This is a genomic window from Vibrio sp. DW001 (assembly GCF_029016285.1).
GTDB lineage: Bacteria > Pseudomonadota > Gammaproteobacteria > Enterobacterales > Vibrionaceae > Vibrio.
The window spans coordinates 2,152,214-2,178,822 of the sequence record NZ_CP091975.1; the positions used below are offsets into that span (position 1 = coordinate 2,152,214).

A 26,609-nucleotide genomic window follows, 5' to 3' on the forward strand; every position below is an offset into this window, starting at 1 on the left:
AGTTTGATCTAAAAACATAGACATTCAACCACCACAAAGTGCTCGACAGTCACAATATTGGACCAATTCAAAAGCCAAAAAAGAAATTTATACTTACATGAAGAACACTATAGATTGGTCGATTTTTAGCTCGTTTTTGGACAAAAGCTTGCTAGAACAGATGAATATTCTTTAGCACTTAACTCTGTGTGTGAAGTAGCTTTACCCTAGGGTGTACGATTTTCTTTGAGAGCACTGTCCCATTTTTTTGTGATAATTGTGATTTAAAAAATAAGTCTGCCTTTTGCCAACTTTCACCATATTTCCCTGCATCGATAATGTTAAGCCATTCTTTAGAGGCACTTGAACCTGGCGAGGGGCTAGCCCAAACAACAGACGATATGATTAACGATAAGATTAATAATAGGTTTTTCATGATAATTCCTTTTATATTTGAATTGATTGTATTAACTAAACTTTAAAGTAAAAATAACGTCCATATTAAGGTTTTTTATAGTTTGCTGAAGTGCTTAACGAAGCAGAGCCGAAAAAACTGTTAGCAGTCTGCCTTAAATTCTTATTTGAGTATGAAAACTACTCTTCATTTAATCCGAGATCTATATACGCAATAATGTAGCCATACTCCTTGTCACTTAAGGCATTTATCTTATGTAACCCTTTTGCGTAATCAAAAGTCCAAGGTTTACCATTAGGTGTTAAAGGAATAGTTAAGTCTAAGTTGACGAGAGACTCATCGACAACTTTGTTACTTCTTTGCACCGCTTTTTTGGCACAATAACTCAAAATATACTCAACCGCATATTTATCCACCGATGGCTCCCAAGTATATTCTGTTTCGCATGCTGTTTTATGCTCACCTTCCGCAGTGATGTACTCAAGTTTTCCTTGAGTACTGCAAGAAGTTAAAACTAACATTAGTGATAATAAGATTAATAGTCTCAATTTAACTCCTTCCTTTTGATAAACATAACACCACAATAAGCGACTAAGTAATAGTTGGGTAACGCAGTGAACAAACTGTTTTTGGTCCCGCATAATTGGCTTAATAAACGGATTTTATTGATTTTCACGATGTCCGTAACTTAATGCTCGGGTAATTTCCCATTTATTATTTTTATTACGCCAAACCATTACAAAATCAGCTTTTCCTTCGCATGTTTTAGTTTTAGTTTTACAAAAAATGTGAGCGCCTTCAGTGATGGCACCAAACCCTTTAATTGGATAGGTTTTGAAGGAGCCAGCAACGAGTTCACGCGTGTAGTTACCGCATGCATATTTTTCAGTATTTGAGATCATACTTTCTCGATCCCAAGTAACACCACCATTGTCGTGATAAAACTCTACATCAGGAGAAAAATAACTCGCATGTTTTTCTAACTCTTCAGGTATCTGGCAGTTGTTGAAAGATTCAAAAAGTTCAGCATCAAGAACTTTCATTCTGTCTTCCAAAGAGACCTCTTTAGCCAATGATGACATCGATAAAAATATAAATAGAAACATACTTAATTTTTTCATATATCCTCGACTCCTACTATGTACGAATAAAGCCCATTAACAGGCGGATTTAGTTATCTAAAATTGTTAAAAAACAGAACAAAGGCAACTGATTTTTGTCCTAATAAAACAGATTGTTAGCTGATGCGCGCATCTAAATATCTAACAAAACTTTTTAAGTCCTTTAGCGGTATATTTTCACTTTTATTATCCGACGACTTATAACTAGCAACCGCTTTAGATAATGCTATATCTGCTTTTTGATTTAAACCTGATTTTTCATATAAAAAGCCCAAGCGAATATATGAAAGTGAAAGACTCGAGGGATTTATTTTCAGTAACAGGCCATTGGATTGAACTGTTTGTAATAACCTGACCAAAGACTCCATTGCAAAGACAGGTTACGACAAAAAGCATCGAAAAGTTTCAATCTTTGTTGTTCACCGACAATAATCCCAGAAAGACCACCAATGGCTCCCTTGCGTTGCGGAGCAACTTTTGTACATGGAAAGGCAGGGAGAAACCCTCAAGGAATTCGAAACAGAGATAGCAGCACGCGTCAAAGCGATACGACTCCTGATGTCTAACCTCCCCTTTCCTAACTCTGGTTCAGTGAAAAAGCTACTTAGGTTTGATGCTTATCTCGCATTTACCGTAAGGGCAAATGAAACCATGAGACGATTTTGTTGTAGTCGACTTTGGCTCAGTCGATATAAAAACGTCAGGATCATCACGCTCTCTCTTAACTATACCATCAGATTGTGCGTCACCTATTACATCGTTAGGATTGATGGGAGAGTGCGCCTTGCAGTAGTCTACAACACGCGACTCAAGCATCTTTAGATCGCGAATCAGGTGTCGAGAACTTGCAGAAGGTTGGTCACACAAAATAGATAATGCTAATTTCGAGTCTGCAATTATGCTCTCTAGTATGGTTACTAAATCTTGATCGTGCATGGTTACTCCTTCAAGGTTTTAAGCCTTCTGTACTCGGGAATTAAATAGCACCACCCCGTCTTAAGCTCCTCTTCAGAGGTAAAAGGGATCACGGTACTGGAAGCGATAGAATTATTCAATTGCGAGATATGACTCGCATAAAACAAGACAGCGTCCACATACTTTAGAGTCAGATCATTGATCCCCGTGCGGCTCACCAAATCCCAATCGAATTCATCACGGTCTTTTTGTGCATAAACACAATCTAACCAGTTGCCAAACATAATCACGTCAAATTCAAACGCCATGTCCACGTCTGTCACATTACTTTTCAAGCGACGGTGAAGAACTCGAAACTCCGCATAACGCTCAAAGATCACTGAAGATAGAGAACTAGCCCTATCTCGCTTTCTATGCGTCGTTGTTTGCCAAAACGTCAGTCCAACACCGACAAGCCCACCTATCAGTGCAGTGGAGATTCCAAACCAGATATCACTGGTGGAGGATGGCTCTTGCTGAGTTACTACTGGTTCCTGTACGGCAACATAACAGTGAGTGTTGCTGGCTTGAGTGGACTCTTGACCATCGCTAGTGAGTATCGTGTTCTCGTCTTCAACCATACAGTGTGCAATCCATTGTAAATCTAAAAGTATAGATTACGTTAGCGCACAAATGGTCCACCATAGAGAAGATAAGGAAATAAAAGCAGAACGAGACTGTCGAAATCGAGAAGTGGCAGTGATGGCCTGTTGTAAATGAAAAGGAAAAAACGCTCACGCCAACGATCTACGAGCGAAGCTAGGCGCATAAAAAAGGCCATGATAGCCCGATTGTCCGATTGTCCGATTGTCCGAGGACAACTAAGTTTCCAACTCTGACAATAAACTTTTCTCTGGCTGTATGTCACGGCCTATTTTTTTCTAGCACATTTTTGGACAAAACCTTGTTATAACTTTCTCAATGACTCCCCAAACTTTTCACGAATACCTGCATCTTCAATTGAGTATTGATAGGTAACATAAAATGCCGCAACAAACATAGCAAGAGCTGCCATAAATGAAAAACTTGCAACTAAAGTTAAGGCTGAAACGATAAAAGATAGAAGACTCCATATATGAAATCGTTGAACTCCAACATATTCAGAATCCAATGCAGAACCTTTACCCGCTAGTTTGTTATTGAACGCGATAAAGGCCATGACACTATTCAACCCCAGACTGACGGCAAAGGAAAACGTCGATAATTCAAGGAAAAACGATTTGGAGATATCGACATTTCCGCTCAAGATTGCCATAAAATATGCGAACGATGCCGCTGATAAAGCAGAGCTTAACCAAACATATCCTTCATATTTCTTCACAGTTGCTAATTCCTCCGAGAGTAAGAGCACCACGCTAAGGAGGCGGCAAACCACCCAACCAAAACCATTGTGCCGTAAACACTAAATTCAAAGCAAACCGAAACTGTCGAGCGTTGCGAATCTGCTTGAATTGATGGTTAACTGGCTGTCTCAAAGTGGATAAAGAACATTACAAGATCCACGTCATTCGCTTTTGACAATTTATAATCTTCGCCTACGATATTGGAAACAGCAGACTTCCAGAAACTGAGTGCCCCTGAGTTTTCCAAAAGAATTCGAATTTGCCACTTACCCGGAAAAGCTTTAACGACTTGCGCCAAAACAAGCTTACCTACGCCCTGACCTTTAAACTTGCGAAGCACAAAAAATTGGGCAATGTCGTACAGTGTTAAGTCACATGGGTAACGACGAATCAGAACAAACCCTGCGAGTTCGTTATTCACCATTATGAAATATGGAACATGGTCGTCTCGATCCCAATAAAGGTCGAATTTTGAAACATCGTAACCCCCGAACGTACCATCTTTAGCTGGATTCCATTTCATATACTCTGACATGTCGTATACGTAGTAACAGAACAAATTCTCAAGTACATGCCGCTCTTCTCGTTCTATTTTTACTAGCTGAACTTCCATTTTTCTCCTTGCCAGTTAACATTCTTAATAACAGGCAGGTTCGTTTTTCTGTTTGCCCGACTTTTCATCAACTTACCATAAATCACTAAAAAATAAAGCATATGTCGGAAGGCAATATAGTTTGATCGAAAATGTGGTTTTTTCATGCTAATTTAACCAATGTAAATGCTAAAGTTTGGTCATTTTTAGGTGCATCACGATTAGCCAATACTGGGGAAATGACAATAAAAATTGATCAATCTCTAGTACATTTTTGGACATAAACGAGCTTGGAACGACTGGAGAAATCTACCCTTCGGATAACTTATGGTATTTTAAAACACAAAACGGCACCGCTTGAGGAGGTACCGTCCGTGAACGAAAATGGACATTATTGTTCATCCACAACCTGTGGCATCAGATTTACTCTATGCAATATATTCGGGATAACATGCAACATTGGATTAACCCCCTGAAACGTTCCTTCCTGAAGTCGAGTACCTTGTTTAAGTATTGGTCAATTTTAGGCGGTTTGGTTTTCTGTACGAATTACGTAACGAGGCCCTTAGCGAACCTACATGATCTATACTTAAGGTTAGAATCACATTAACTCATTAGGCCTTTATCACTTATGCCCATATTGCTTCATAACCGTTATCCATTTTATACACTTTTATTGCTCTTTTGCTCATTGGCAACCAATGCACACGACCACATCACAATCTCTTCTATAAACTATCCGCCATTTGTTTCCGACAACCATACCCATGGGCTTGGTTATGGCCTTGGACGCGATATAGTGACAGAGTCTTTTACCTCAGTAGGGCATGAGGTTAAGTTCGACATTATTCCTATGTCCCGTAACACTTGGTCCATAAAAACGAATAGAAATCGTGCAACGCTTGGTGTGTCGCGTTGGTTTGACAATGAGAAGAACCGCCACTTGGTAGATTCTGTTGATATATTTGATATGCGTTTTGTCTTCTTTTATAAAAAACAGCGCTTCCCAAATGGTTTGACCTACGAGCAACTTAGTGAGCTGGAGTCCTATTATGTAGGCAACGTAAGAGGCAGTGTAACTACTGCCTTGGTTTCTGAGGCACAACTGAATGTGACCTATGTCAAAGAAGTCTTTCAGAATTTTCAGATGTTAGATGCTGGGCGGATTGATCTGGCTATCGCTGTAGACCTTGCTGGCTGGCAAATTTTACATGACTACTATCCTGAACGTATTCAAGAATTTGCTACTGTCGACAAAGAAATCTTAACCGAGCCTTTGTCCCTAATTTTTCGAAAAGAGGATTTGGAGATAAAAACTATTTTCATCAATGGGTTAAAAGAAGCAAAGAAGAGTGGAGCATTTCTTGCCTGTATTAAACGTTATAGCGAAACCTTTGGGGTAGATATTACTGAAAACATGTTATTGAGATATTACGCACTATTTGAGCAGCATGTTAACGAGGATGTTCCATAGCGATTTATCCTCTCAAGTAAGCTTACATGATTATGCAAACGTGAGTTTTGGCGATAAATGTTACAAAATGACAGTCTCTGGGAGTTCTCTTTCATTAATCCTTAACATCTATTCGTTCACGTAGTGCCGATAAATTCGGGAAGAAATTTATCGATCAAGAATCTCGCTGGCAAACTATGGGGCAGAAACGTGCTAGCGATAACCGCGCTGGCACATCTCTGGACATAAATCGTTTAGGTGTCTCTCAGCGCACTCAATACCTTAAGCGAAAACTCATCCCAACCCGGCGCAGTAAATGCAACACTCCTCACCTTTTTAACGGCTTCGATAGCCTCTATTGGAAGAAGTTTTTTGGTGCATATTAGATATGCAGCTAGAGCTAGACCAGTTCGATCTTTACCTGATTTACAGTGAACAACAACCACACCATTGCGTTTGTGCTGCTCTATGAAACTGAGTATTTGTGGGAGAGAATTCAAGCAAAGTTCTAGGTCACCATCACGAGCTGGCGCATTACTTGAAAGCGGAATGTTTTTGTAAGCAATGCCCAATGTTTCCAGAAGCGAAACATGCACCATTTCACCGTCATTCACAGATAGAATTGCAGCTACGTTATTATTGCGTAGCTCAGCAAGCTCCCACATGCTATTGTCAGGACCACACCTACCTGCTACTGATTTTTCAATAAAAAATATCTGCTGCAAAATTGTTCTCCATTAGACATCTTACGTTAATTAAACGAAAAATTGTCGTCTTTTATCCGTTATAATGCGGTCCATTTCACATTAGATCAACTAGTTACACCACATGCAAGGTAACTACACTGAAAAATGTCGACTAATAACGGGAATGCTAATTTGTCAACTCAATCGGATAAGTTTAAGTCGGGCAGACTCAGGTTAACAAGATATGAATGAGTAAAAGGTCTAGCTCACAATTAAGCATTTTCTTGCTAAACCCACTCACTGTAACTTAAGGTAAAGTCCCCTAATAGTTCTACTTATTGCGGTCTGCTGGATGATTTACACCATCGTAGGTTGGGATTCCTTCAATTTTCAAAGGGTTGATACCCTCAAGGCATGCGACATTAAATCCATATTGACTCGGATTTGAACGCCTTTGGTGGTGAGTATAAATGCCACATTCACTACAAAAGTAGTGCTTAGCTTCTTTAGTATTGAATTGATATAGCTTTAGTTTATCTTCACCCTTCAGAATCCTAATACCCGATAATGGTACCGAAGCTGCTATTGCTCCTCTTCTTCGGCATAAGGAACAATCACACCGCCGAATATCTTCTACACCATTTGGTAAATAGAGTTCAATCTCTACACTTCCACAATGACACTTGGCTTTATGTCTCTCTTGAACTGGGACACCATCGACTTCCTTCAATGTGATATTCACTAGAACTCCATTCTATTCCGCTTAATTTAAAACACTCTACAGACATGAGAAAAAGTCGGTCAAATATGATAGTAGCAAACTGTGAGGTAGACGGGTGTAAACAAACAATGGGGCAACAGCTTGTCGGTGGTTAATGGGAACCCTACTTAATAGGGTTCATTTCGACTAACAATCAGTGCCTTCTGAAAGTAACAATGCATCTTCTAATTCGACACCAAGGTAGCGTATCGTGTTATCTACCTTCGTATGTCCCAATAAAAGCTGTACCGCTCGAATATTCTTAGTTTTTGCATAGACCAGTGTCGCTTTGGTTCGTCTCATAGAATGAGTGCCATACAGGTTAGGATCCAACCCAAGATTTGACGCCCATTTTCTAACTAGATAGCGATAGTAGGAATAGCTTATAGCTTTGTGCTTACGTCTTTGGCTTGGAAAAAGAAAATCGCCGTTGCTTAGCGAAGCAATCAAAATCCATTTCATTAGGCTTTGTTGAGTTCTTGTCGTTATCTCAAATTGAACTTCAATATCTGTTTTGCGCTGGATATGCTTAACGCGGTTAAATATCCTATCTTGCGAAGATACATCACAAACTCTGAGAACGAGCAAATCACTTGCTCTAAGTTTGCTATCAATTGCTAAGTTGAGCAACGCAAGCTGCATCAAATTATTTTCAATCTCTAATCTGGTTCTGATCCGCCAAATCTCCTCAAGCCGAAAAGGCTTTTTGACGCCACTTCGTTTCGTTTTGTTGAAAACCACCATGATGACCTCCTTTTTGATTGGTCATCACGATTGTAGTTGGAAGGAAATGGACAATTATTTTCCAGTAACTTTCCTAAATTAGCAATTTGTGAATAACTTCAAGTATGGAATGTCATTTAGCGTGGTGTCCAGTATTGATGGTGCAGATCAAAATTGATCTGTTACAGGATCTGGGCGCTTAGGCTGAGGGGGCTGGGCTTTTTAGGCTTTGGATCTTCAGTTGTAAGTTCTTCGCCATCCGAATCCACTAAATGCAATTCCATTTGTTTCGGAATTACTGGAACTAGTTCTAATGATTTCTTTAGATCAGACATGAACTCAGGGGCTTCCTCAACCTCGGCACCGAATATGGCTTCGGTTTCCTGCATTGCTATATCAACGGTCATTTCACCTCGTTGAACTTTGACAAAGAGGCTTTCTAGCCGTGCTAGAGATTCCCCACGGTTTCGTATTTTAGGTTTAGCTAATTTAGGTCGAAGGGTGAGCTAACTCTTTCTCCGAAATACGCACCAACAGCCCGAACTTGAATATGTATCGTCTGAAGACCAGAAATAAATGAACCGTATTGACCAATACCAATATAGAGAACCCCAATCGCAACAAATATTAGTACCTATAAATTATAAAAAAGCCTGCTCTCGTAAACGAGAACAGGCTTTCAACGTAAACATCATGTTAGATACGCGCTAATATCTACGTCATCAATTTGCTCTGGCTGTAAGTACTCATCAGCAAAACGTTTATAAACCCCTGAACTTACAAACAATGCGAACAGATCAGAATCAATATGTTCATCTTTCGCCATAAAACTCATTATTTTGATCGACTCAGACAGTGTTTTTGCTTTTTTGTATGGGCGGTCTGAACTGGTGAGTGCTTCAAAAATATCGGCAATAGCCATCACTTTTGCCGTCATCAGCATCTCAGAGCCCATCAGCCCCATAGGATAGCCTTCACCATTCATCTTCTCATGGTGGCCTCCTGCAATTTTTGCCACATTTCGCATATGTTGTGGAAAAGGTAATGATTCCAAAATATGGATGGTTTGAACAATGTGATCGTTGATGATAAACCGTTCTTCTTCCGTTAATGTGCCGCGTTGAATGCCTAAGTTATATATTTCTCCCCTATTCGCTTGATACTGAGTCGGCTTCATTGTGAACCTATCATCAGGTATATGCTCTCCATCCCAATCAATAAGATGCTCGGATCGATCACTCAGTAATTTCTCTTCAGTTGGATATTCATCACTTACAGTGTGCTGTTTCATTTCTACTGATGAGATACCAAGTTGTTTACTCAAGGTTCTAGTCCAGGTTCGAGATGCAATTTCATTTAACCTATCCAGATCTGATTGTGTGACAAACTCTGTACCAATATTAAGTCGAGCTACAAATTCAAAATCTTGATTTAACTGGTCACATTTTTCTATTAGTTGCTCTCGCCATCCGGCTGGGTACGATTGCACCAAAGACGTCAACATCGTGATTTCTTCATCGCGTTTGATAACCTCGAAGCGCATTCTTACTTCGTGGATTCGGTTATAGATCGCTTCCAGTTTGGTAGCTTTGTCGACCACGTGTTCAGGAGTCGTGATTTTTCCGCAATCATGTAACCAACTCGCCATTTTCAATTCTTGCCACTCTTTCAAATTGAGCGAAAAGTGGTCAAATGGCGGTAATGTAGACTCCTGAGCCGCGCGAGTTAACAACTCTGTTAGTATTGGAACCCGTTGACAATGATTACCTGTATAAGGGGACTTTTTATCTAATGACCCAGCAATCACTTTAATAAATGAATCCAAAAGCGCTTGCTGGGCAGCCATCATAGAGTGCGTTTCAATTGTAACCGATGAAAAACCGAGTAACGAGTCTAAATAGTCAGCAAATCGTTCGTACTGAGCCTGCGCTTTGCCATCGTCATACAACACACCAAATGATCCAATCACAACTCCTTCACGGTCTTTTAACGGTATAGCGACAACCTGACTTGTTTGATTATCCTTCCAATCAATATCCAAATTTGGAAGTTCGTTAGCTTGAAATATATGGTGTTTCTTTTCAATGAATATCTGACGAATAAATTGGCCTGACTCAGCAACAGGCACCTTCGCGTCTAATGTTCGACTTATATCGCCTTCTGTTGCCCCTTCCCACCAAACGTATTTAGGTACTAAGCATTTGTTCTCTGTGTCCAATAAATAAAGAAAAACCCCATTGGCTTCTGCTGCGTTAATCGTATCGCGACAAACTAGCTCTAGCAGCGCCTCTAAGTTTTCTTCGTGTGCGATGTTATGTGTTAAAGAAATAAATCGGCTAATGGTGTTTTGAGTGGCGGCTTGAGCGTTATTGAGATCTTGAATCTCTTTTATGTAGCTTTGTGAGTCAATCGGAGTTGAAAAATTAAAACTCTCAATCTCTTTCGCTTTTTTCGTCGCCATTTTAATTGGTTTAGAAATAGAGCGAGAAGCTAAGTAAATAACAGGTAACATCAGAGCAAAAACCAATAGTGAGCCAAATAGTGTCTGCCGTTTAATTAGTCCTCCTTGATCAAACAACTCTGAGGCTTTTGCCGCCATTAGCAAATGAACATGATCACTGTTAAGCGGTTTTAGCGTAATAATTTCACCGAACCAACGCTCATTATCAAACTCGAATAGCCCTAACTTTCCATCGCGGCGATATTGATCAATAGCGAATGGAACTAAAGGGTTCTCAAATTTTTCTAAGTTCGATAACGACGCATGAGACGAAAGTTCAGAGCGAGAAGCATCGCTATAAGCAAAAACCGTCTTGGAATCGTCGTAAAGCACTCGTATCGACGATTTGTTGGTTAGCGTATCGGTTAACGAATCGCGTAAACCTGCAAGCAACACTTCCGCAGCAACAACCGCTCCGTTATTACTCGCTCGATAAATAGCGATACCCGCTTCATTGACGCCTCTAAGCAATTTTGGTTCTGAAATTAGGTTTTTATCTTGCACCGCATTTTGAAATGGGTGTTGTTTGTTAAATAACTCAGTTTTTGAAGCGCCAACGTGTTCGGTGAAAACTAACGACGAATTGAAGCCTTTAATACGAACAAAATTAGATCTTCGATGAGTGACGACAAAAATGGTCTCTTCTCGCAACCCCATACGTTTTCTCATCTCACTATCTTTCACCCGCATCACGAAAAAAACATCACCATCTGGATAATAAATAGAATACGAGGTGATATGCGTATATTCAGTAAGCAAATGAGCAATTTCTGGTAGCGAGTTTTCGCGGCTTTCGGCTGTTTGAGCTTCAACGATACTACCCTTTGAAAACGTTCCAACTGCGGTAAAAGCCGCACCATAATGCGCGCTCATTTGACTTCGTGTTTGAGCCGCGATCCTATGAAATACATTTCCATTGGCTTCAAAGATGACGTCCGTTAATCCTTTATTGGTTAACCAAATTTGAACGCCGGAGACCATAACAACGATCATAATAATCACAGTGGTAATATGAACATGAATAGGGAATGTCCTACGTGTATTCTTCATCTAATATCAAGGCCTATTTATTCTTAGAGATAAATTTAGAATAGTTGCAATTGATTGAGTCGGCAGCATTTCATCTTACTTTCGCTGTTTTTTCCTTAAAAGTTATTCAATTAGCTAGCGGAACCCCTAGTGTTGTACTTAAATTAAACCCATGCTGTTACATTATTTATGGGTTAAATGAATATGAAGAATAAAGGTAAAAATACAATTGATTCAGGTGTGCGTACCAAGAAACAACTTAACGTATCAACAGTGCAGCGACGAGGAAAAAACAAGAAAAAAAAAGTAAGATTATTCTCCACGCTCAATGTTAATGTGCCGATCCTACAACAATTGATATTAATTTTGCCATCACTCGCGCGAGCTTCTGAAAATGAAGTGCTCACTAGCACTAGTGAGCATTCAGTCGTTCCATCAATATCTGACGATACTGATGTCACAACACCCGCTAACACGTTAGATAATACAGCCAATGATACCGCTTCAGCTCAGCACGAGACTTCTCATCACGTCACCGAGCAAGTTAAGAGTGAAGCAACAGCGAAACCAGCCTCATCCACGGCTCACTCTTCGCATCACTTGGCAGAGCATTCTCACCCTCAAGTACACCATATTCCTGCAACGACTATTGCTTCACTAAACTCGGTCTCGGCACCTCACGACACGCAGTCACCACTAACTAATGCACCTCAGCCGCCAATTCACGCAGTAGACCCAATTGTATTCAAAACAGAAACGATACAAGGTATTTATGGCAGCCTCAAAGTGGATGCGAATGGCGGGTATACATTTACCCTTACCCCAAATTCGCCGGAATACATTCTGCTGCAAAACCATCAAACAGGAACCGATAGCTTTACGCTTCACCTTTCAAATGGTGCTAAGGTAATTGTTCAAGTACCCGTTGCAGGTAAGGAAGATACGCCGGCGATTTTTGGTGATTTGTCAGGCGCGGTCACCGAAGACAAACAGGTTAACTCTCAAGGCTTCCTGACCACCAACGGAAAAATAGATGTTCTCGATCCTGACCAAAATGAAAGTGGGCTTCAAGCTGAAACCCTTGTTGGAAAATTCGGTGTTTTTACCATTGATAAACAAGGTCACTGGCAGTACAACGTTAATAACTCACAATCTACAATTCAAGCACTTACTAACCCAGATCACGCGATAGAAAGCTTTACCGTCCATACCATCGATGGCACTCCACAAACACTGCAGATGGTAATATGTGGAACCGATGACAATGCAGTGATCACAGGGAAGGATTCTGGTTTAATCATTGAAGATGGTCACATTCAGGCAATGGGACAACTTAATGTAACCGATGCTGATTCAGGACAAAGCCATTTTCAAGCGGGTGATTTGGTTGGCTTGTTTGGCAATCTCCACCTTACCGAAGGAGGCTCTTGGAGCTACGATTTAGACAATAACAACCCGCAAGTGCAAGCCTTATCTAAAGGGAAAACCGCTACTGATACCATTACTGTGCACTCTGTAGATGGCACTCCTCATCAAATTGTCATTAACATCAATGGAGCAAATGACAAAGCAATGATCGGAGGTTCGTCATCTGGCATTGTTAAAGAAACCCTCCAGCAAAGCACCAGCGGCACACTGACTATTTCTGATATCGACACTAACGAAGCGCACTTCTCTAACACCGATATTCCTGGCGCGCTAGGAACTCTGCACCTAAACGACAATGGCACATGGACTTATTATTTAGATAACACTAACCCAACCGTTCAGGCGTTAGGCAACGGCTCAACAACAACCGATACAATAACGATTCACTCTGCTGATGGTACACCGCATCAAGTATCCATTACGATCAATGGAACAAACAATACTGCAACTATCACGGATACAGAAACTAGTAGTGTTGTAAGAGGTGTCACCGAAGACCGAGGCTACATAGACCCCCATTATCAACTGCATTATGACGGTCAGCTAAATATTCAAGACCCCGATGTGGGTGAAGCACAATTTGACTCAAATATTGGTCCACAAACCATTCAAGGTATTGGCTATGACACCAAATTAGGTGGGCACATATTGCTTATGCGAGATGGCCATTACACCTACACACTAGACAATCGTAATATCCAAAACCTTGCCGAGGGTGAAGTAAAACAAGACTCAGTTGTCATTCGATCTGTTGATGGAACAACACACACTATAGAACTATCAGTCCATGGCACAAACGATAAACCAACTATTGCTGCGCAATCGCACTCGGTTACCGAAGATGGGCAATTACTCCAAGGTCAAATGGTCGGCACAGATATCGATCATGGTGCCCAGTTAACTTATTCAGTAGCAAATTCTGTAGATGGATTGACCTTAAATAAAGACGGTAGCTACAGCTTTGATCCTTCGAATAGTACCTACCAACATCTGGCAGATAAACAAACTCAAACCCTTACGATTCCAGTCACAGTCACTGATGAGCACAACAGCAGCTCAACAGAAAACCTGACGATTACTATTACTGGTACTAGTGATGCCGCCATTATTGGTGGTGTGGATACGGGTTCTGTCATTGAAAAAACAGCGGGTGATAATATGTCACCCGATTTTGCTCACCCGGGGATAGCAACACTGGGAAATAGTGTTTTATATGCCGATGGTCAATTAACAGTGATTGACCCTGACACGGGGGAGCAAGGTTTTGCTGCTCATACTAATGCTTATAACTATCACGGTACTTACGGTGATTTAATTCTAAACACGGATGGCAGTTGGCATTACGTTGCTGACGCAGGCAGTGTCAGTCATATTGGTGGAAGACCAACAACCAGAGGGACGGCTATCGACCAACTTGGTGAAGGTGAAATATTAACTGACGCCATCACTGTCCACTCTATAGATGGCACTACGCACGATATTGTAATTACCATAAACGGTAGCAATGACCGTCCCTATTGCTCTTCAGAAGTACAACTAAATTCAGGGAAAGAAGACTTAACTCAGACCATCACAACCAGTGAACTGCTTTCGAATAGCGTAGATGTTGATGCAAACGATGCCGGTAAACTTTCTGTCGCTAACCTTCATGCCGATCATGGTTCAATACGGGATAATCACGACGGTACTTTCACTTTTACTCCCCACCATAATTACAACGGTAACATCCATTTTACCTATGATGTCGTCGATGCACATAGTGGCACCACTCATACTGGTGCAAATACAACGATTACTGGTACTCCAGATCAAGCAATTATTACTGAGGTGACAACAGGAAGCGTGACTGAAGATGGCACGCATGCCACTCACAACAACGGCATCACTACAGAGCTGGCAAATGGACAACTTCAAGTCATTGACCCCGACAGCGGTGAAAATAAATTCCAATACAGTCAGTTTGGTGAAACCTCTATTCACGATCCATTTGGTGGCATGTTGCGAATCGACAGCGCCGGAAATTGGGGTTATAGCGTTGACAACGCGGCTCTACAACACCTTGATCAAGGACAGACTGAAACGGTGGTGTATCGTGTTCATAGTTATGATGGGACTGCTTACGATCTGCATATTGATGTCATCGGAACCAACGACGTTCCAACGGTGAATAAAGTCGTTCTCAGCAACGGAACAGAAGATACACATTATCAAATGCAGGCAAGTCAATTTGGGTTCACCGATGTCGACACCGGAGACACGTTGCACTCGATTTCAATTACAGAGCTACCACCAGCGGCACAAGGTAAGTTTGTTCTTGACGGGCATGACATCTCATCAGGTCAGAGCATTGCCACCGCAGACATCAGTAAACTTCAATTCGTCCCCGCGCAAGATTTCAATGGTGATGTTCAGTTTAAGTACACCGTCAATGATGGTCATGTAGACTCACAGAAAGCGACGAATACTCTTCACATAGATGCCGTTAGCGACGCCGCAAAAATTACAGGGACAGATACTGGTGATGTGCATGAAGGACACACTTTTACGGCGCCAGACGGCAGTATGTCTGGTTCGAGGGTGAACGATCGATCGCCCGATCATCAGCATCACAATACTGGCAAATTATGGAATGATCAGATCCATACCAAGGGCCACCTTAATATCCACGATGCCGATAGTGGTGAAGCCCACGCCCAAAATGGTATTTACCACGGAAATTATGGTCAGGTGATATTGCAAGAAAACGGTGATTGGAGCTATTACGCTTCAATAGGCCAAGATTCAACGGGTAGAGCAATTGATAAACTCGGTCAGGGACAAAACCTAACCGATACAGTCACAATCAAGTCAGCGGACGGTACAACTCATAACATTGTTATCACAATTCATGGCAGTAATGACCGCCCGTATTGTTCATCAGAAGTACAACTTAACACCGGCACAGAAGATACCCGCCAAACCATCACTATCGCACAATTGCTGCAAAATACTGTCGATGTCGATAACAACGATGCTGGGCTACTTACTATAGAAAATTTGCATGCTGATCATGGTTCAATTGCAATTAATTCAGATGGTAGCTTTTCATTTACACCGGAGAAAAATTACAACGGTAATGTCCACTTTTCATATGATGTTAGGGATGCACATGGTGGAGTGACCCATACAGGAGCAATCACCTCACTAGGCGCGATCAACGATAACCCTGATAATGTTCCTATTGTTGATTCTGTAACAGAAGACACAGATACGCACCATACTATAAATTTACTTGCAGGTGCCACTGATGTTGATGGTGATGTCTTATCTATTAGTCAGATACAGGCTTCATTTGAAGGCAGTACTGGCAAGTTACCTCAAGGTGTCATAATAGCGAGCGATGGTCATTCGTTGATCATTGATAGCCATGCTCAAGTATTTCAGCACCTAGGAGATGGTGAGAAATCCGATGTCGTTGTCCATTACATGATTGATGATAATCATGGTGGGCAAACCCCTGCCATTGCCACCATAACCATGGTCGGCACAGACGATAAAGCCACGCTTGCTTCCAACGTTATTCAGATGACAGAAACACAAGCACTTAATAGCGCACAACACGGCTATGGTGGCAGATTACAATTAGTCGATCCAGATACTGGTGATAATACCCAGTTTGTATTTAGTGGACAATACATAGGGCAAGGGTATGCCCCTGGTGATCTAACTGTTTGGCCTGATGGTTCATACCAATTTAGATTACAAGGCGCATTAAACCGCCACGCTGATGACCTTGTTGCAAGTTTACATGCTGGCGAATCGAAAGAATTCCCTTATGAGATAAAAACGTCAGATGGGCAAACTCTGACGGTGATGGTTAAAGTAACCGGTGAAGATAGCAACGCGAGTATTCATGTATCGATGCCAAATTTATTGCCTGCTAATCAATCTGTTATTGAAGAACATTTTGTTCCAGCGAGCACCACGAACCTCTATGCTGGCGGGCGTTTACAAGTGATGGACCCTGACCATGATCAATCTTATCTACAAGCGGAAACCGTCAATACTGCACACCATGGACAGTTCAAAATCAGCGCTAATGGCAGATGGAACTACACCATTGATAACTCCATAGATGAAGTACAAAAACTCGGTGCCGGTGAATCATTTACCGAAACTCACACTGTTCATTCCTTAGATGGTACTGCCAGCCAACTGCTCACCGTAACCGTTCAGGGAACCAACGATGCACCAGTAGTTTCAGCGCAAGTTAAATTAGCACCAGGAATAGAAGATACCGATATTCAGCTAAACAAGTCCGATCTTCTTTCAAATGCTACAGACATCGATCACAACGACATAGGGCACTTAAACATAACCAACTTAGTCGCTGATCACGGCGTCATTGTTGATAACAAAGATGGGACATTTAACTTCCACCCCGATACTAACTATAACGGGCAGGTGCATTTTTCTTATGACGTCATCGATGGACATAGCGGTGTAGCACACACAGGCGCAAGTACCACATTAACAGCAGTCAATGATACCGCTGTATTTTCAGTAAACGATACCGGATCGGTAAAAGAGGATGTCCACGTTCAAGGTGACTCTCAACATACTGTGGCAGTATCGGGAGTACTAATTGTTTCCGACCCTGACTCAGGGGAAAGTGAATTCGTCGCCAACCGAAATGTACATGCGGTGAGTGACCAATTTGGCGGTGATTTGAGTATTGGCCGAGCCGGCGACTGGACTTACTCGGTTCCGAACAACAATTTAAATAGACTTGCTGAAGGCGAAAAACATCAAGTTACATATGAAGTGGTTTCTCGCGGAGGAGATAAACACCAAATAGTCATAACCGTCGTTGGTACTAATGATGACCCTATACTATCCGTTACCCAAACCACCCCGACAACGGGAACCCTCACTGACACCGATGTTGACGTTAAAGATACACATACTTTCTCTGTCGTCAGTTCAACAGGGCAATTTGGTTCGCTCTCTGTCGATCCGGATTCCGGTACCTATGTGTACACGGCAAACTCTTCGGTAGCAGGGATGACTTATAACTCAGCTACACACACGTATCACGGAACCGATGTATTTGAAGTAAAGGTGGCTGACAATCATGGTGGCGAATCATCGAAGTTCATTACTTTTGATACCAATGGTCATGTTTCCGTTGTCCCCGGACAACAACCAACGATTTCAACAACGGTGCCTGTTAATCCGCTGATTACTACAACTCAACCAAGCTTACCTACTGGAACAAACACGCCACCAAACAATGGAGTTACAGTAGATTTAGCAACACCGAATGATACAGGTAAATCAGATACGGATAACGTCACCAAAGAGACAACGCCAACAATAACGGGACACACTGACATTCCCTATTCACTGGTCACTATTTACGATGGTTCCACGCCAGTTGGACACGCAGTATCTGACACATCGGGTCAATACAGTGCAGTGGTCAGCAACTTAACGGATGGCGCTCATAATCTATCTGCCAAAGCATTGGCTCCTTCATCAGTGCAACCTGCAACATCGTCACTACTTTCTGTACATGTTGATACTGTGGTTGCGCCGCTTACCATTGGATTAACCCATGATACGGGAAGTGATAACTCCGATTTAATCACCAGTGATGGTGCACTAACTATTGGCGGACAAGAAGCAGGCGCAACGGTTGAGTATTCCACTGACAACGGGCATACATGGACATCGAGCTTTACGCCACAACAAGGTTCAAATACCGTTAGTATGAGACAAACTGACACAGCAGGAAATGTGTCGACCAATACTTCACTGACTTTCACCCTCGACAATACAATTACCGCGCCGACTGTCTCATTGCGCAACGACACTGGGCCACACTCCGTCAACACCCCAGACTTAATCACTAAAGACTCTCAGCTTTCAATTCAAACGGAGGCGGGCGCAAAAGTAGAGTATTCAAATGATGGCGGACACACTTGGACTGCCGTATTTAACCCAGTAGAAGGTGTAAACAACCTGCAGGTAAGACAAACGGATATCGCAGGCAATTTATCTCCAGCGACTTACTTTAGTTTTACCTTAGATACGAGCCCTGGCACGGTGACTGTGAATCCGATATCGCAAGATAATGCGCTAAATGCTGCTGAGAATAATCAACCGCTAGTGATAACAGGAACAACCTCCAACATCGCCCCTGGTGATGTCGTGTATGTTGTCGTTGGTAATAATCATTTTTATGACGCGACCGTAAAATCGGATGGTTCATGGTCACTGACCCTTAGTGCATCTGTCCACCAAAACATCATGGCGTCCGATCTCGACTACCCAATACAAGTAGGAACCGTAGATACTGCTGGCAATTCAACGCCTCGTATTTCAACTCATTTATTGGTCGATACACAGAACCCTCTTCCACATATAACCGTCGATTCAGTTACACAAGATAACGTGCTTAATGCCCTTGAATCGGGTCAAGGCATTCCGATAACAGGGACGGTGACTGGCGATTATCAGGTAGGAGATACAGTAAGCCTGAAAATAAACGGGGCGAATATTCTGTCTCTCACGGGCACTATTGACGTTAGCGGACACTTCTCAATTCCAGTTGATGGCAGAGTGTTGGAGCATGCTAATATTCATACTAGTTATGCAAGTGGTCAGGCTGCACCAATACACTCTATTGAAGCAACAATACAAACTACCGATGCGGTCGGAAATGTGGGGAGTGCAACCACAGGTTCACAAGTTTTCACCGTTGATACGCAAATACATGTCGCTATTCAGACCGATCCAATTACCGCTGATAATGTAATTAACGCTCAAGAATCCAATTCATCTGTTGATATCACAGGGGTTGTTTCTGGTGATTTTAATGTCGGTGACATTGTTACTTTGAACGTCAATGGGGCACAACATACTGGCGCTGTAGACTCACAAGGACACTATTCCATTGCCGTTCCTGGTAGCGAGTTAACTGCAGATGCTGACCAAAAAATTGAAGCGTCAATCGCGGTAACAGATAGCGCAGGTAACAGCGCTCACGCCACCACAGATGTTGTTTATCAAGTCGACACTCAGGTTAAACTCCCTACTATTACTTTTGAAAACGCAGGAGCTGACAACTTATACAGCAAAACTGAAATTGCTCACGGACACCCAAATACTATCACAGCAACAATTACGCCTCCTGGTGACGCAAAAATTGGCGAGCACCTTGTCGTTAATGGACAAGACCATGTATTAGATGCTCACAGCCTACAGCATGGGTTACAAATTGAAGTTCGTCCGGGTTCTCAAGTACAGGCGACCATGACTGACGAACACGGAAATACCGCAGGTAACCAAGGTTTTGCTGCAAGTGCCATACCTGAGCCAATCGTGGTCAAGCCGCCATCAGGAAGTCATCAAGTGTTTGCCACGCTTGGCATACCACCACAATTGCCGTCTTTAACACCAGTACCCACCACACAACACGGTTGGAGAATCCATCTACCGAATGGACAGTATGTGACCAGTCATCATGGGCAATATGGAACACTAACCATTGACCCTCAAACCGGTGATTTACATTATCAAGAACAAGCAAATGTTCACACAGGGCCACATGGCAGTGCTTCTGGCATTGGTCAACATGAAGACAAGTTCGAAGTTGCCTTACAAGGTTCGAATCAAGATGAAGTTGTCGCGCATGTCAACATTCAGATACTGAGTCACGGCCCGGGGAATAGCGGCAAACTAAATATTGGTACCGAGGTGGTTGATATGACAATCACTCCTATCGCACATGCTTCACACCCAGCTCCACCGCCACCACCTCCGGTACTACATGACGAGCCAGACATGGCTTCCCAAGCGGACTTGACTACCACCCAAAGTGATGACAGTTATCTGGATTTAACCCAGCATGCTCACCAAGAACCCGATCAAAAAACCAGCCACCATGGCGCTGCAGCTTATCTGGATGCTCTAGGTATTAAGCCCGATCCGACATCGACAACTGTTCACGATCAACCTGCGGACATGGACATCGTACTTGCACAAGTCGACCAACAAGATGCAACGACACATGACCAAGCGCACTTGGATATGTCAGATGCGCTTGAACACCATGATGCGAACGTCAACCATAACCAAGATGATGAGCATCACCACCACGATATCGATGGGTTACCGGAGATAGATCCTAACTCATAACTAAAAATATCAAGTACTTATTACCTAACGCTTAGTGCTTGCAACTTACCGCTTAAACTCTAATCAAAAACAACATACAAAACAGAGAATATAAAAACCAAAAAGGGAACACATGATGTGCTCCCTTTTATACTTTTCTACTTTCTTATTCGTTGACTATCCAGCTACTCTTTATAGGGATTACCTCTCACCAAACGCGACACTCACGTTCGTGTAAATCGGTTTCCATAGATACTGGAATACAGATTTCTCACCAGTGGTGATATCTACCTCGCCCGTCATACCTGGCAAGATAGAAAAGCTCTCCGGATTATCACGGAAATATGGGACATCCACCGAGACGACTACTTCATAATAGATTTCACCGCGTTCACTTTGACTTGTGGTTGGCGAAATACTCTCTACCGCTCCTTTTAATGCCCCAAAGCGGCTGTAATCAAACGCATCAATCTTGATTCGAGTCGGCTGCCCTACACTCACAAAACCAATATCTCTTGGCGACAAACGGGCTTTAAAGTCAGCTTTACCACCAACAGGGACGATCTCTACCACGGTCCCACCCGGCTGAATAACACCACCGTTTCGTGTGCTTGGCAGGCTTTGCACCAAACCTTGTAGCGGCGACACCAACATGGTGTTGGTCAATTTTGCTTGGCTTGAGCGTACTCTCGCGTTCAGGGCTGATAAGTCAGATACGGCTTTAGAACGATCATCGCTCACTTTAGCTTTCGCCTCCGCAAGAAGCTGTATGATTTTTTGATCATTACTGTCAGCTTGTCTAATCAATACCGACTTCTTACCACGAGCTTCTTCAATTTTTTGCTCGATACTTGCCAACTTCTGGCGCATTTCAAGCACCCGTAACCGTGAAATATTACCCGTTTTGTAGCCCTTTTCTAATATATTCAACTCTTGCTTAGTCGCATTCAACTCTTTCTCATAACTCGGCAAGGTCTTTTCTACGCTACGAAGCTGCTCTGCAATTTCCTCGCTCTCTTTCTCAAGCACCACTCGCTTTTGGAAATAGAGTGCTTTTTGCGCATTCAACTGCGCCTTTTGTTGGCTAACAATCTCTGGGTAATCTACTTCAAACTCCGCAAGGTTGGGCTCTCGTTGCTCAAGCAAAGCATTCATGCGTTCAACACTGGCTAGAAGCGTCACTTGTTGAGATTTGAGTTCTTCAAGAGCGGTACGTTGAAAGGTCGCATCAAACTCAACAAGAGGCTGACCTTTCTCAACCAATTGACCTTCTTTCACTAAGATTTGTTTTAACTTGCCACCGATTGCACTTTGTAATACTTGCTTCTCGCCTTCAGGAATCACAGCTCCTTTGGCTTTGGCAATTTCATCAACTTGAGTGACCATAGACCAAGTAGCAAAAGCAATAACACATAAGGCAACCGACCACGTCGCCAAAGTCAAAGTACGAGCCGTATTTTGCGATTCAACAAGTTCACCGTAGCGCTTGCCCTGTTCAATAGGTTGTTTAGCCATTAGCGACTCCTTGCTTAGACTGTGATTGTTCCTGAGAAGCAGCATGCTGTTGAGCTAACGGGTCTTGAATAGATGACTGCTGAACTTGAGTTTTTTCTTGGGGCTCCTGTGATTCTTGAGGCTTTTGTGGTTCTTGCGGCGGCTCTGGTTCTAAAGGCCCAGCATAAACGACTGCACCTTCATTTAGAACCACCACTTTATCGGCAAGTTTGATTAAATCCGGATCGTGTGAGGTGTAGACCACCGTTGCCTTTCCTTTTTTCGATAGCACAAACTCACCAAAGATACGCTTGGCGTTTGGATGTGAGTCTGGCACTGGATTATCCATTAAGAACATTGGGTAATCATAAACCAGAGCTTTTGCATCAATGAGGATCTGCGCAACGCTACCTGACAACATATCAAAAATGCTATCCGGTTGGATGCTACTAATGGAAGTATCTAACCCATTTGGTAGTGTGTTGAACCAGCGTTTCCCTCCAACCATATCAATTGCAGAAATCATTCTCTGTTCTTCGACTTTATGCCCGTCGTTTAGCCACTCTCGTATACTCAACGTCAATAAATCCGGATAAGCAGCTCGAATCAAACACCAGTGGCGGTAAAGTTGCGGGTCGTATTGAACAAGGTTAACGCCATCAAGCTCAACCATACCATTTTGAATAGGCTGTAAGCCTGACAACACTTCAATCAACGTAGACTTACCACTACCAGAAGGCCCGGTAATAGCAACAACCTCTCCCGCTTCGATCTCAAAGCTCACTCCGTTCAATGCCGGGCGACTTTGCTTGGGATAACGCAAAGTTACTTGCTCTAACTTCAAACTAGGCGCTACCGATGACAACGGGTGATGCTGATAGCTAAATTCTCGCTCAGAAGGTTGAGAAAGGATACGGTTCACCTGTAGTTTGGATTGATTAAAGCTATTAAAGCGCATCGCACTGTTCGCCAACATTTGAGCCGGACCTGTCACTTTGGATATCAACATCATGGACGCGATAAGACCACCGGGAGTCATAACTTGTTCGAAAATCAGCCCTATCCCTAATCCCATCACCGCTAAGGTTGAACCCACACCAATAAAATAATAAATGGAGGTGTATCGGCTCTGTAAAACCGACTGGTTAAACGTCACCGTTGACGCGAGGAGGTTAGCTTTTTTGAAACGTTGAATCCAATGTTGAGAAAAACCAGCACTGCGGATAAAGGCGAGTTTGGATGACAGCTCATTAGTCATGTTTTGACGATTAGTACCCGCGACTGTCGATTGCATTGAACGCTTGCTGCTTGAACGTATCGACCGTTTTGCCAATAAGTAATAAAGAATCAAAGATATGATGGGTACTAAAACTAACCAACCTCCTAAAATGCCAATCGCTAACACAAAAATAAGAATGAATGGCAGGTCAAAAAGAGCATTGCCTAGTGGACCAGATAACACACCCGAAATACGCTCTGACAACATCACCTGATTCTGTTGACTAGAAGATGCCGTTTGCTGATTTTGAGCGTAGCTATTTCGAAGCAAACGTTGCACTAAGGATTGGGATATCTCACGACTCACTCGGTTCGAAACTGAAGCAAACACTCGGCTGCGCAATGTTCTTAGCCAACCCATCATCACAAACAACAAAGACGCGCCAATGGCGATACCTTGCAACTCATGCGCCGCGTCACCGCCAATCACGTGGTCATAAATCGACATAGTGATAAATGGAACAGTTAATGCAAACAAGTTGGTGACAAAACTGACCAGCAGTAACTTAGGAATGATTGGGCGAAACGCATGTAACCTTTCGCCAACCCAATCAGGAGACCCCTTTTCTAATGGCGGACCTTCTACAACGATACAAAACTGGGGGGAATTCGTAATATCGTCAGTGGAGTCCGAAGCAATAAACTGTTTTGATTCAAAATGACCTAAGACCAACTCATTCTCACTCAGTACCAATAACAATAATTTGTGGTCACCGACTTCGTCTAAGTCGGCAACTAGGCGGTATGGCAGTGCTAACCTATCGAACAAGGCAAACATATCGTCAATCGATTCTATGCCATTTTCATCGACCCATTGATGTGCAAACAATTGGATATTTGCGTTCACTTCCAATTGCTTAAGAACAGAAAGGCTCTCGGTTTCTAAATGGTTCATCATCTCTTGTCGCCCGCTCGTATCTGGGCGGTTGCTCGTATTTGAACGGTTGTTAGCATCTAAACTATTCATACTACGGCCTCCTGATTACTTTCACTTTTGACCGTAATGGCTCGACTTTCCACTGTAATGATTCGGTTAGCTAACTCGCGAAGTTTCGAATAGTAACTGACCATCAGTATGGTTCGTCCTGCCGAGACTTCTTGCTCCAACACCTTAACTAGGTTCCCGAGGGCATCTAAATCTAACGAAGAGTCAGGCCTTTCTAGCATAATGACGGGCTTGTCACTTGCTAGCTGAGTCGCGATATTGAGCATTTTCACATTCCCCATACTCAATAAAGAAGCACTCGTATGGCCAATTTGAGTTTCTAACCCATCCGGTAAACGGGTAATTTCTTTGGTTAAACCAAGACGCTTTGCATAGTCATTGGCGCTTTGTGTCCTCTCGGGATCAAAGCCACACAAGTTGTCGAGTATAGTGCCCGACACCAATTGTCCTTTAACGCCACAATAGGCTGCAATGTTGGTTACGGATGCAATTGAAACGGATTCCCCGTTAATGAAGCACTCACCCGCAGTCAGATCATCAATACCTGCAATCGATGATAGTAGATGGCTGTTAATATGACGGTCTTCACTTTCCAGAAGAACCAGCTCGCCTTTATTCAACATCAAGTCCACTTGTCCTAGTGCACTGTACCTTTCAACCGTTGCTTGTTTAATCTCCAAAGTTTCAAAATCGGTAAGCGTTGCTTGAAGTTGATCAGGAGTGGTATGGGTAAAAGTCGATGGCTTGGAGACAGGATGTACAGTAACCGACTTGTCACTCAACTTTTCTATTGCTTGATTAGCACTGTGTATTGAATTGAGCTTAATTCGGACGCCAACCAGAGCACTTAACGGTGCAACGGCCCTACCCGATAAAATGGAACATGCCGCCAGTCCACCTGTGGTCAACTGGCCATCCAACACCCATAAACTGCCGGTAATCACGAGCAACACTGAAGTCGCTAAGGCAGCAAGCTGAATACATTCTTGTGCGAACGCATTCTGTTCTTCTTCTCTTGCTTTGGATTGAGAACGAACATTGTTGAGGAACTTAAACTGATTAAAGATTCGAGACTCGACGGCCTGTCGCTTGATTCCTTGAACTGTTTGGCTCAGCAAAATCAAAAACGCTTTTCGCTCCTGCTCATCTTGAGACGCTTCTTCACTTAGGCTTTTAACGCGAATAGAAGATAGCCAAACAATACCGAGTGTAATTAGCCAAACTACCAAAGGTATCGCTACCAGCTCACCGCCGATGTAAGCCACCAAACCTAAAAAGATCAATGCAAAAGGTAGATCAATAAAACCAGCGATAATACCACCTGAATACCAATCTTTGACTTTTGATACGGAGCCGAGCCCCTCTTCTACACCACCAATACCCAGATGGCGAATATGGTTTGATGAAGCGGTGGTTACCCTTTCAACCAAGGTTTGATACGTCGCTTTTTCTGTATTACTGGCAGCAGCAGAAAGAAGCCAAGTTCGTACAAACCTAATGAGTGCTTCCATTGCAACAGCCAGAGTCGCACCCGCTAAAAGTAGAGTCGCGGTTCCATAACTTTGGTTAGGTAAAATACGGTCATAGATTTGAAGTACCGTTAGAGGAACGGCGAGAGAGAGTAAATTGATGAGCAAAGAAGGCAGTAGAACTTGTCCTACTACCCCTTTGTTTTTTACTGAACTGACGGGCATACACAATCCTTATCCATACTTATAAAATAAGATTGGTACATAAACCTAAGTATT

At 42.6% G+C, this 26,609-nt stretch carries 17 protein-coding genes; 2 read left to right on the top strand and 15 right to left on the bottom strand.

What is annotated here, in order from left to right:
* Positions 1-178: 178 nt before the first annotated feature.
* The 7 genes from L3V77_RS09825 to L3V77_RS09855 all read right to left on the bottom strand — a co-directional run bounded on the left by L3V77_RS09825 (position 179) and on the right by L3V77_RS09855 (position 4,425).
* Positions 179-415, bottom strand: coding sequence for a DUF4019 domain-containing protein (locus L3V77_RS09825; RefSeq protein ID WP_275133985.1), 237 nt, complete (start codon positions 413-415; stop codon positions 179-181).
* 158 nt (positions 416-573) lie between these two features.
* Positions 574-942 (bottom strand): hypothetical protein, encoded by a 369-nt coding sequence (locus L3V77_RS09830; protein WP_275133986.1) that lies wholly within the window; start codon positions 940-942, stop codon positions 574-576.
* 114 nt (positions 943-1,056) lie between these two features.
* A complete protein-coding gene (locus L3V77_RS09835) occupies positions 1,057-1,515 on the bottom strand; it encodes a nuclear transport factor 2 family protein (RefSeq protein ID WP_275133987.1) in 459 nt (152 codons plus the stop codon).
* A 600-nt stretch (positions 1,516-2,115) separates the two neighbouring features.
* A complete protein-coding gene (locus L3V77_RS09840) occupies positions 2,116-2,451 on the bottom strand; it encodes a hypothetical protein (protein ID WP_275133988.1) in 336 nt (111 codons plus the stop codon).
* Between the two features lie 2 nt (positions 2,452-2,453).
* Positions 2,454-3,050 (bottom strand): hypothetical protein, encoded by a 597-nt coding sequence (locus tag L3V77_RS09845; protein ID WP_275133989.1) that lies wholly within the window; start codon positions 3,048-3,050, stop codon positions 2,454-2,456.
* Between the two features lie 326 nt (positions 3,051-3,376).
* Positions 3,377-3,790 (bottom strand): hypothetical protein, encoded by a 414-nt coding sequence (locus L3V77_RS09850; protein WP_275133990.1) that lies wholly within the window; start codon positions 3,788-3,790, stop codon positions 3,377-3,379.
* Positions 3,791-3,927: 137 nt separating this feature from the next.
* The gene (locus L3V77_RS09855; protein ID WP_275133991.1) at positions 3,928-4,425 is read right to left on the bottom strand and encodes a GNAT family N-acetyltransferase; all 498 of its coding nucleotides are present in this window, start codon (positions 4,423-4,425) and stop codon (positions 3,928-3,930) included.
* 610 nt (positions 4,426-5,035) lie between these two features.
* Here L3V77_RS09855 and L3V77_RS09860 point away from each other — a divergent pair.
* The gene (locus tag L3V77_RS09860) at positions 5,036-5,878 is read left to right on the top strand and encodes a transporter substrate-binding domain-containing protein (RefSeq protein ID WP_275133992.1); all 843 of its coding nucleotides are present in this window, start codon (positions 5,036-5,038) and stop codon (positions 5,876-5,878) included.
* 233 nt (positions 5,879-6,111) lie between these two features.
* Here the strand turns inward: L3V77_RS09860 and L3V77_RS09865 are convergent, their stop codons facing one another.
* The 5 genes from L3V77_RS09865 to L3V77_RS09885 form a co-directional block, all read right to left on the bottom strand.
* Positions 6,112-6,582, bottom strand: coding sequence for a dual specificity protein phosphatase family protein (locus L3V77_RS09865; protein WP_275133993.1), 471 nt, complete (start codon positions 6,580-6,582; stop codon positions 6,112-6,114).
* 292 nt (positions 6,583-6,874) lie between these two features.
* The gene (locus tag L3V77_RS09870) at positions 6,875-7,279 is read right to left on the bottom strand and encodes a GFA family protein (RefSeq protein WP_275136742.1); all 405 of its coding nucleotides are present in this window, start codon (positions 7,277-7,279) and stop codon (positions 6,875-6,877) included.
* A 171-nt stretch (positions 7,280-7,450) separates the two neighbouring features.
* Positions 7,451-8,047 carry a tyrosine-type recombinase/integrase gene (locus tag L3V77_RS09875; RefSeq protein WP_275133994.1) on the bottom strand — a complete coding sequence of 199 codons (597 nt, stop codon included), beginning with the start codon at positions 8,045-8,047 and terminating at the stop codon, positions 7,451-7,453.
* Between the two features lie 161 nt (positions 8,048-8,208).
* A complete protein-coding gene (locus tag L3V77_RS09880) occupies positions 8,209-8,433 on the bottom strand; it encodes a hypothetical protein (RefSeq protein ID WP_275133995.1) in 225 nt (74 codons plus the stop codon).
* Positions 8,434-8,717: 284 nt separating this feature from the next.
* Positions 8,718-11,576, bottom strand: coding sequence for an HD domain-containing phosphohydrolase (locus L3V77_RS09885; protein ID WP_275133996.1), 2,859 nt, complete (start codon positions 11,574-11,576; stop codon positions 8,718-8,720).
* A 177-nt stretch (positions 11,577-11,753) separates the two neighbouring features.
* Here L3V77_RS09885 and L3V77_RS09890 point away from each other — a divergent pair, with 177 nt between their 5' ends.
* Positions 11,754-21,164, top strand: coding sequence for a VCBS domain-containing protein (locus tag L3V77_RS09890; protein WP_275133997.1), 9,411 nt, complete (start codon positions 11,754-11,756; stop codon positions 21,162-21,164).
* 180 nt (positions 21,165-21,344) lie between these two features.
* On the opposite strand, the gene L3V77_RS09895 is transcribed toward L3V77_RS09890, so the two are convergent.
* The 3 genes from L3V77_RS09895 to L3V77_RS09905 are packed head-to-tail and all read right to left on the bottom strand — an operon-like array spanning position 21,345 to position 26,555.
* Positions 21,345-22,658, bottom strand: coding sequence for an HlyD family type I secretion periplasmic adaptor subunit (locus L3V77_RS09895; protein WP_195706358.1), 1,314 nt, complete (start codon positions 22,656-22,658; stop codon positions 21,345-21,347).
* On the bottom strand, positions 22,651-24,882 hold the full coding sequence (locus L3V77_RS09900; RefSeq protein WP_195706357.1) for an ABC transporter transmembrane domain-containing protein: 2,232 nt from the start codon (positions 24,880-24,882) through the stop codon (positions 22,651-22,653). The genes L3V77_RS09895 and L3V77_RS09900 overlap by 8 nt, the downstream gene beginning before the upstream one ends.
* Entirely contained in the window at positions 24,879-26,555 is a 1,677-nt protein-coding gene (locus tag L3V77_RS09905) for an ABC transporter transmembrane domain-containing protein (RefSeq protein ID WP_275133998.1), read from the bottom strand. Before L3V77_RS09905 ends, L3V77_RS09900 begins: the two co-directional genes overlap by 4 nt.
* Positions 26,556-26,609: the final 54 nt, after the last annotated feature.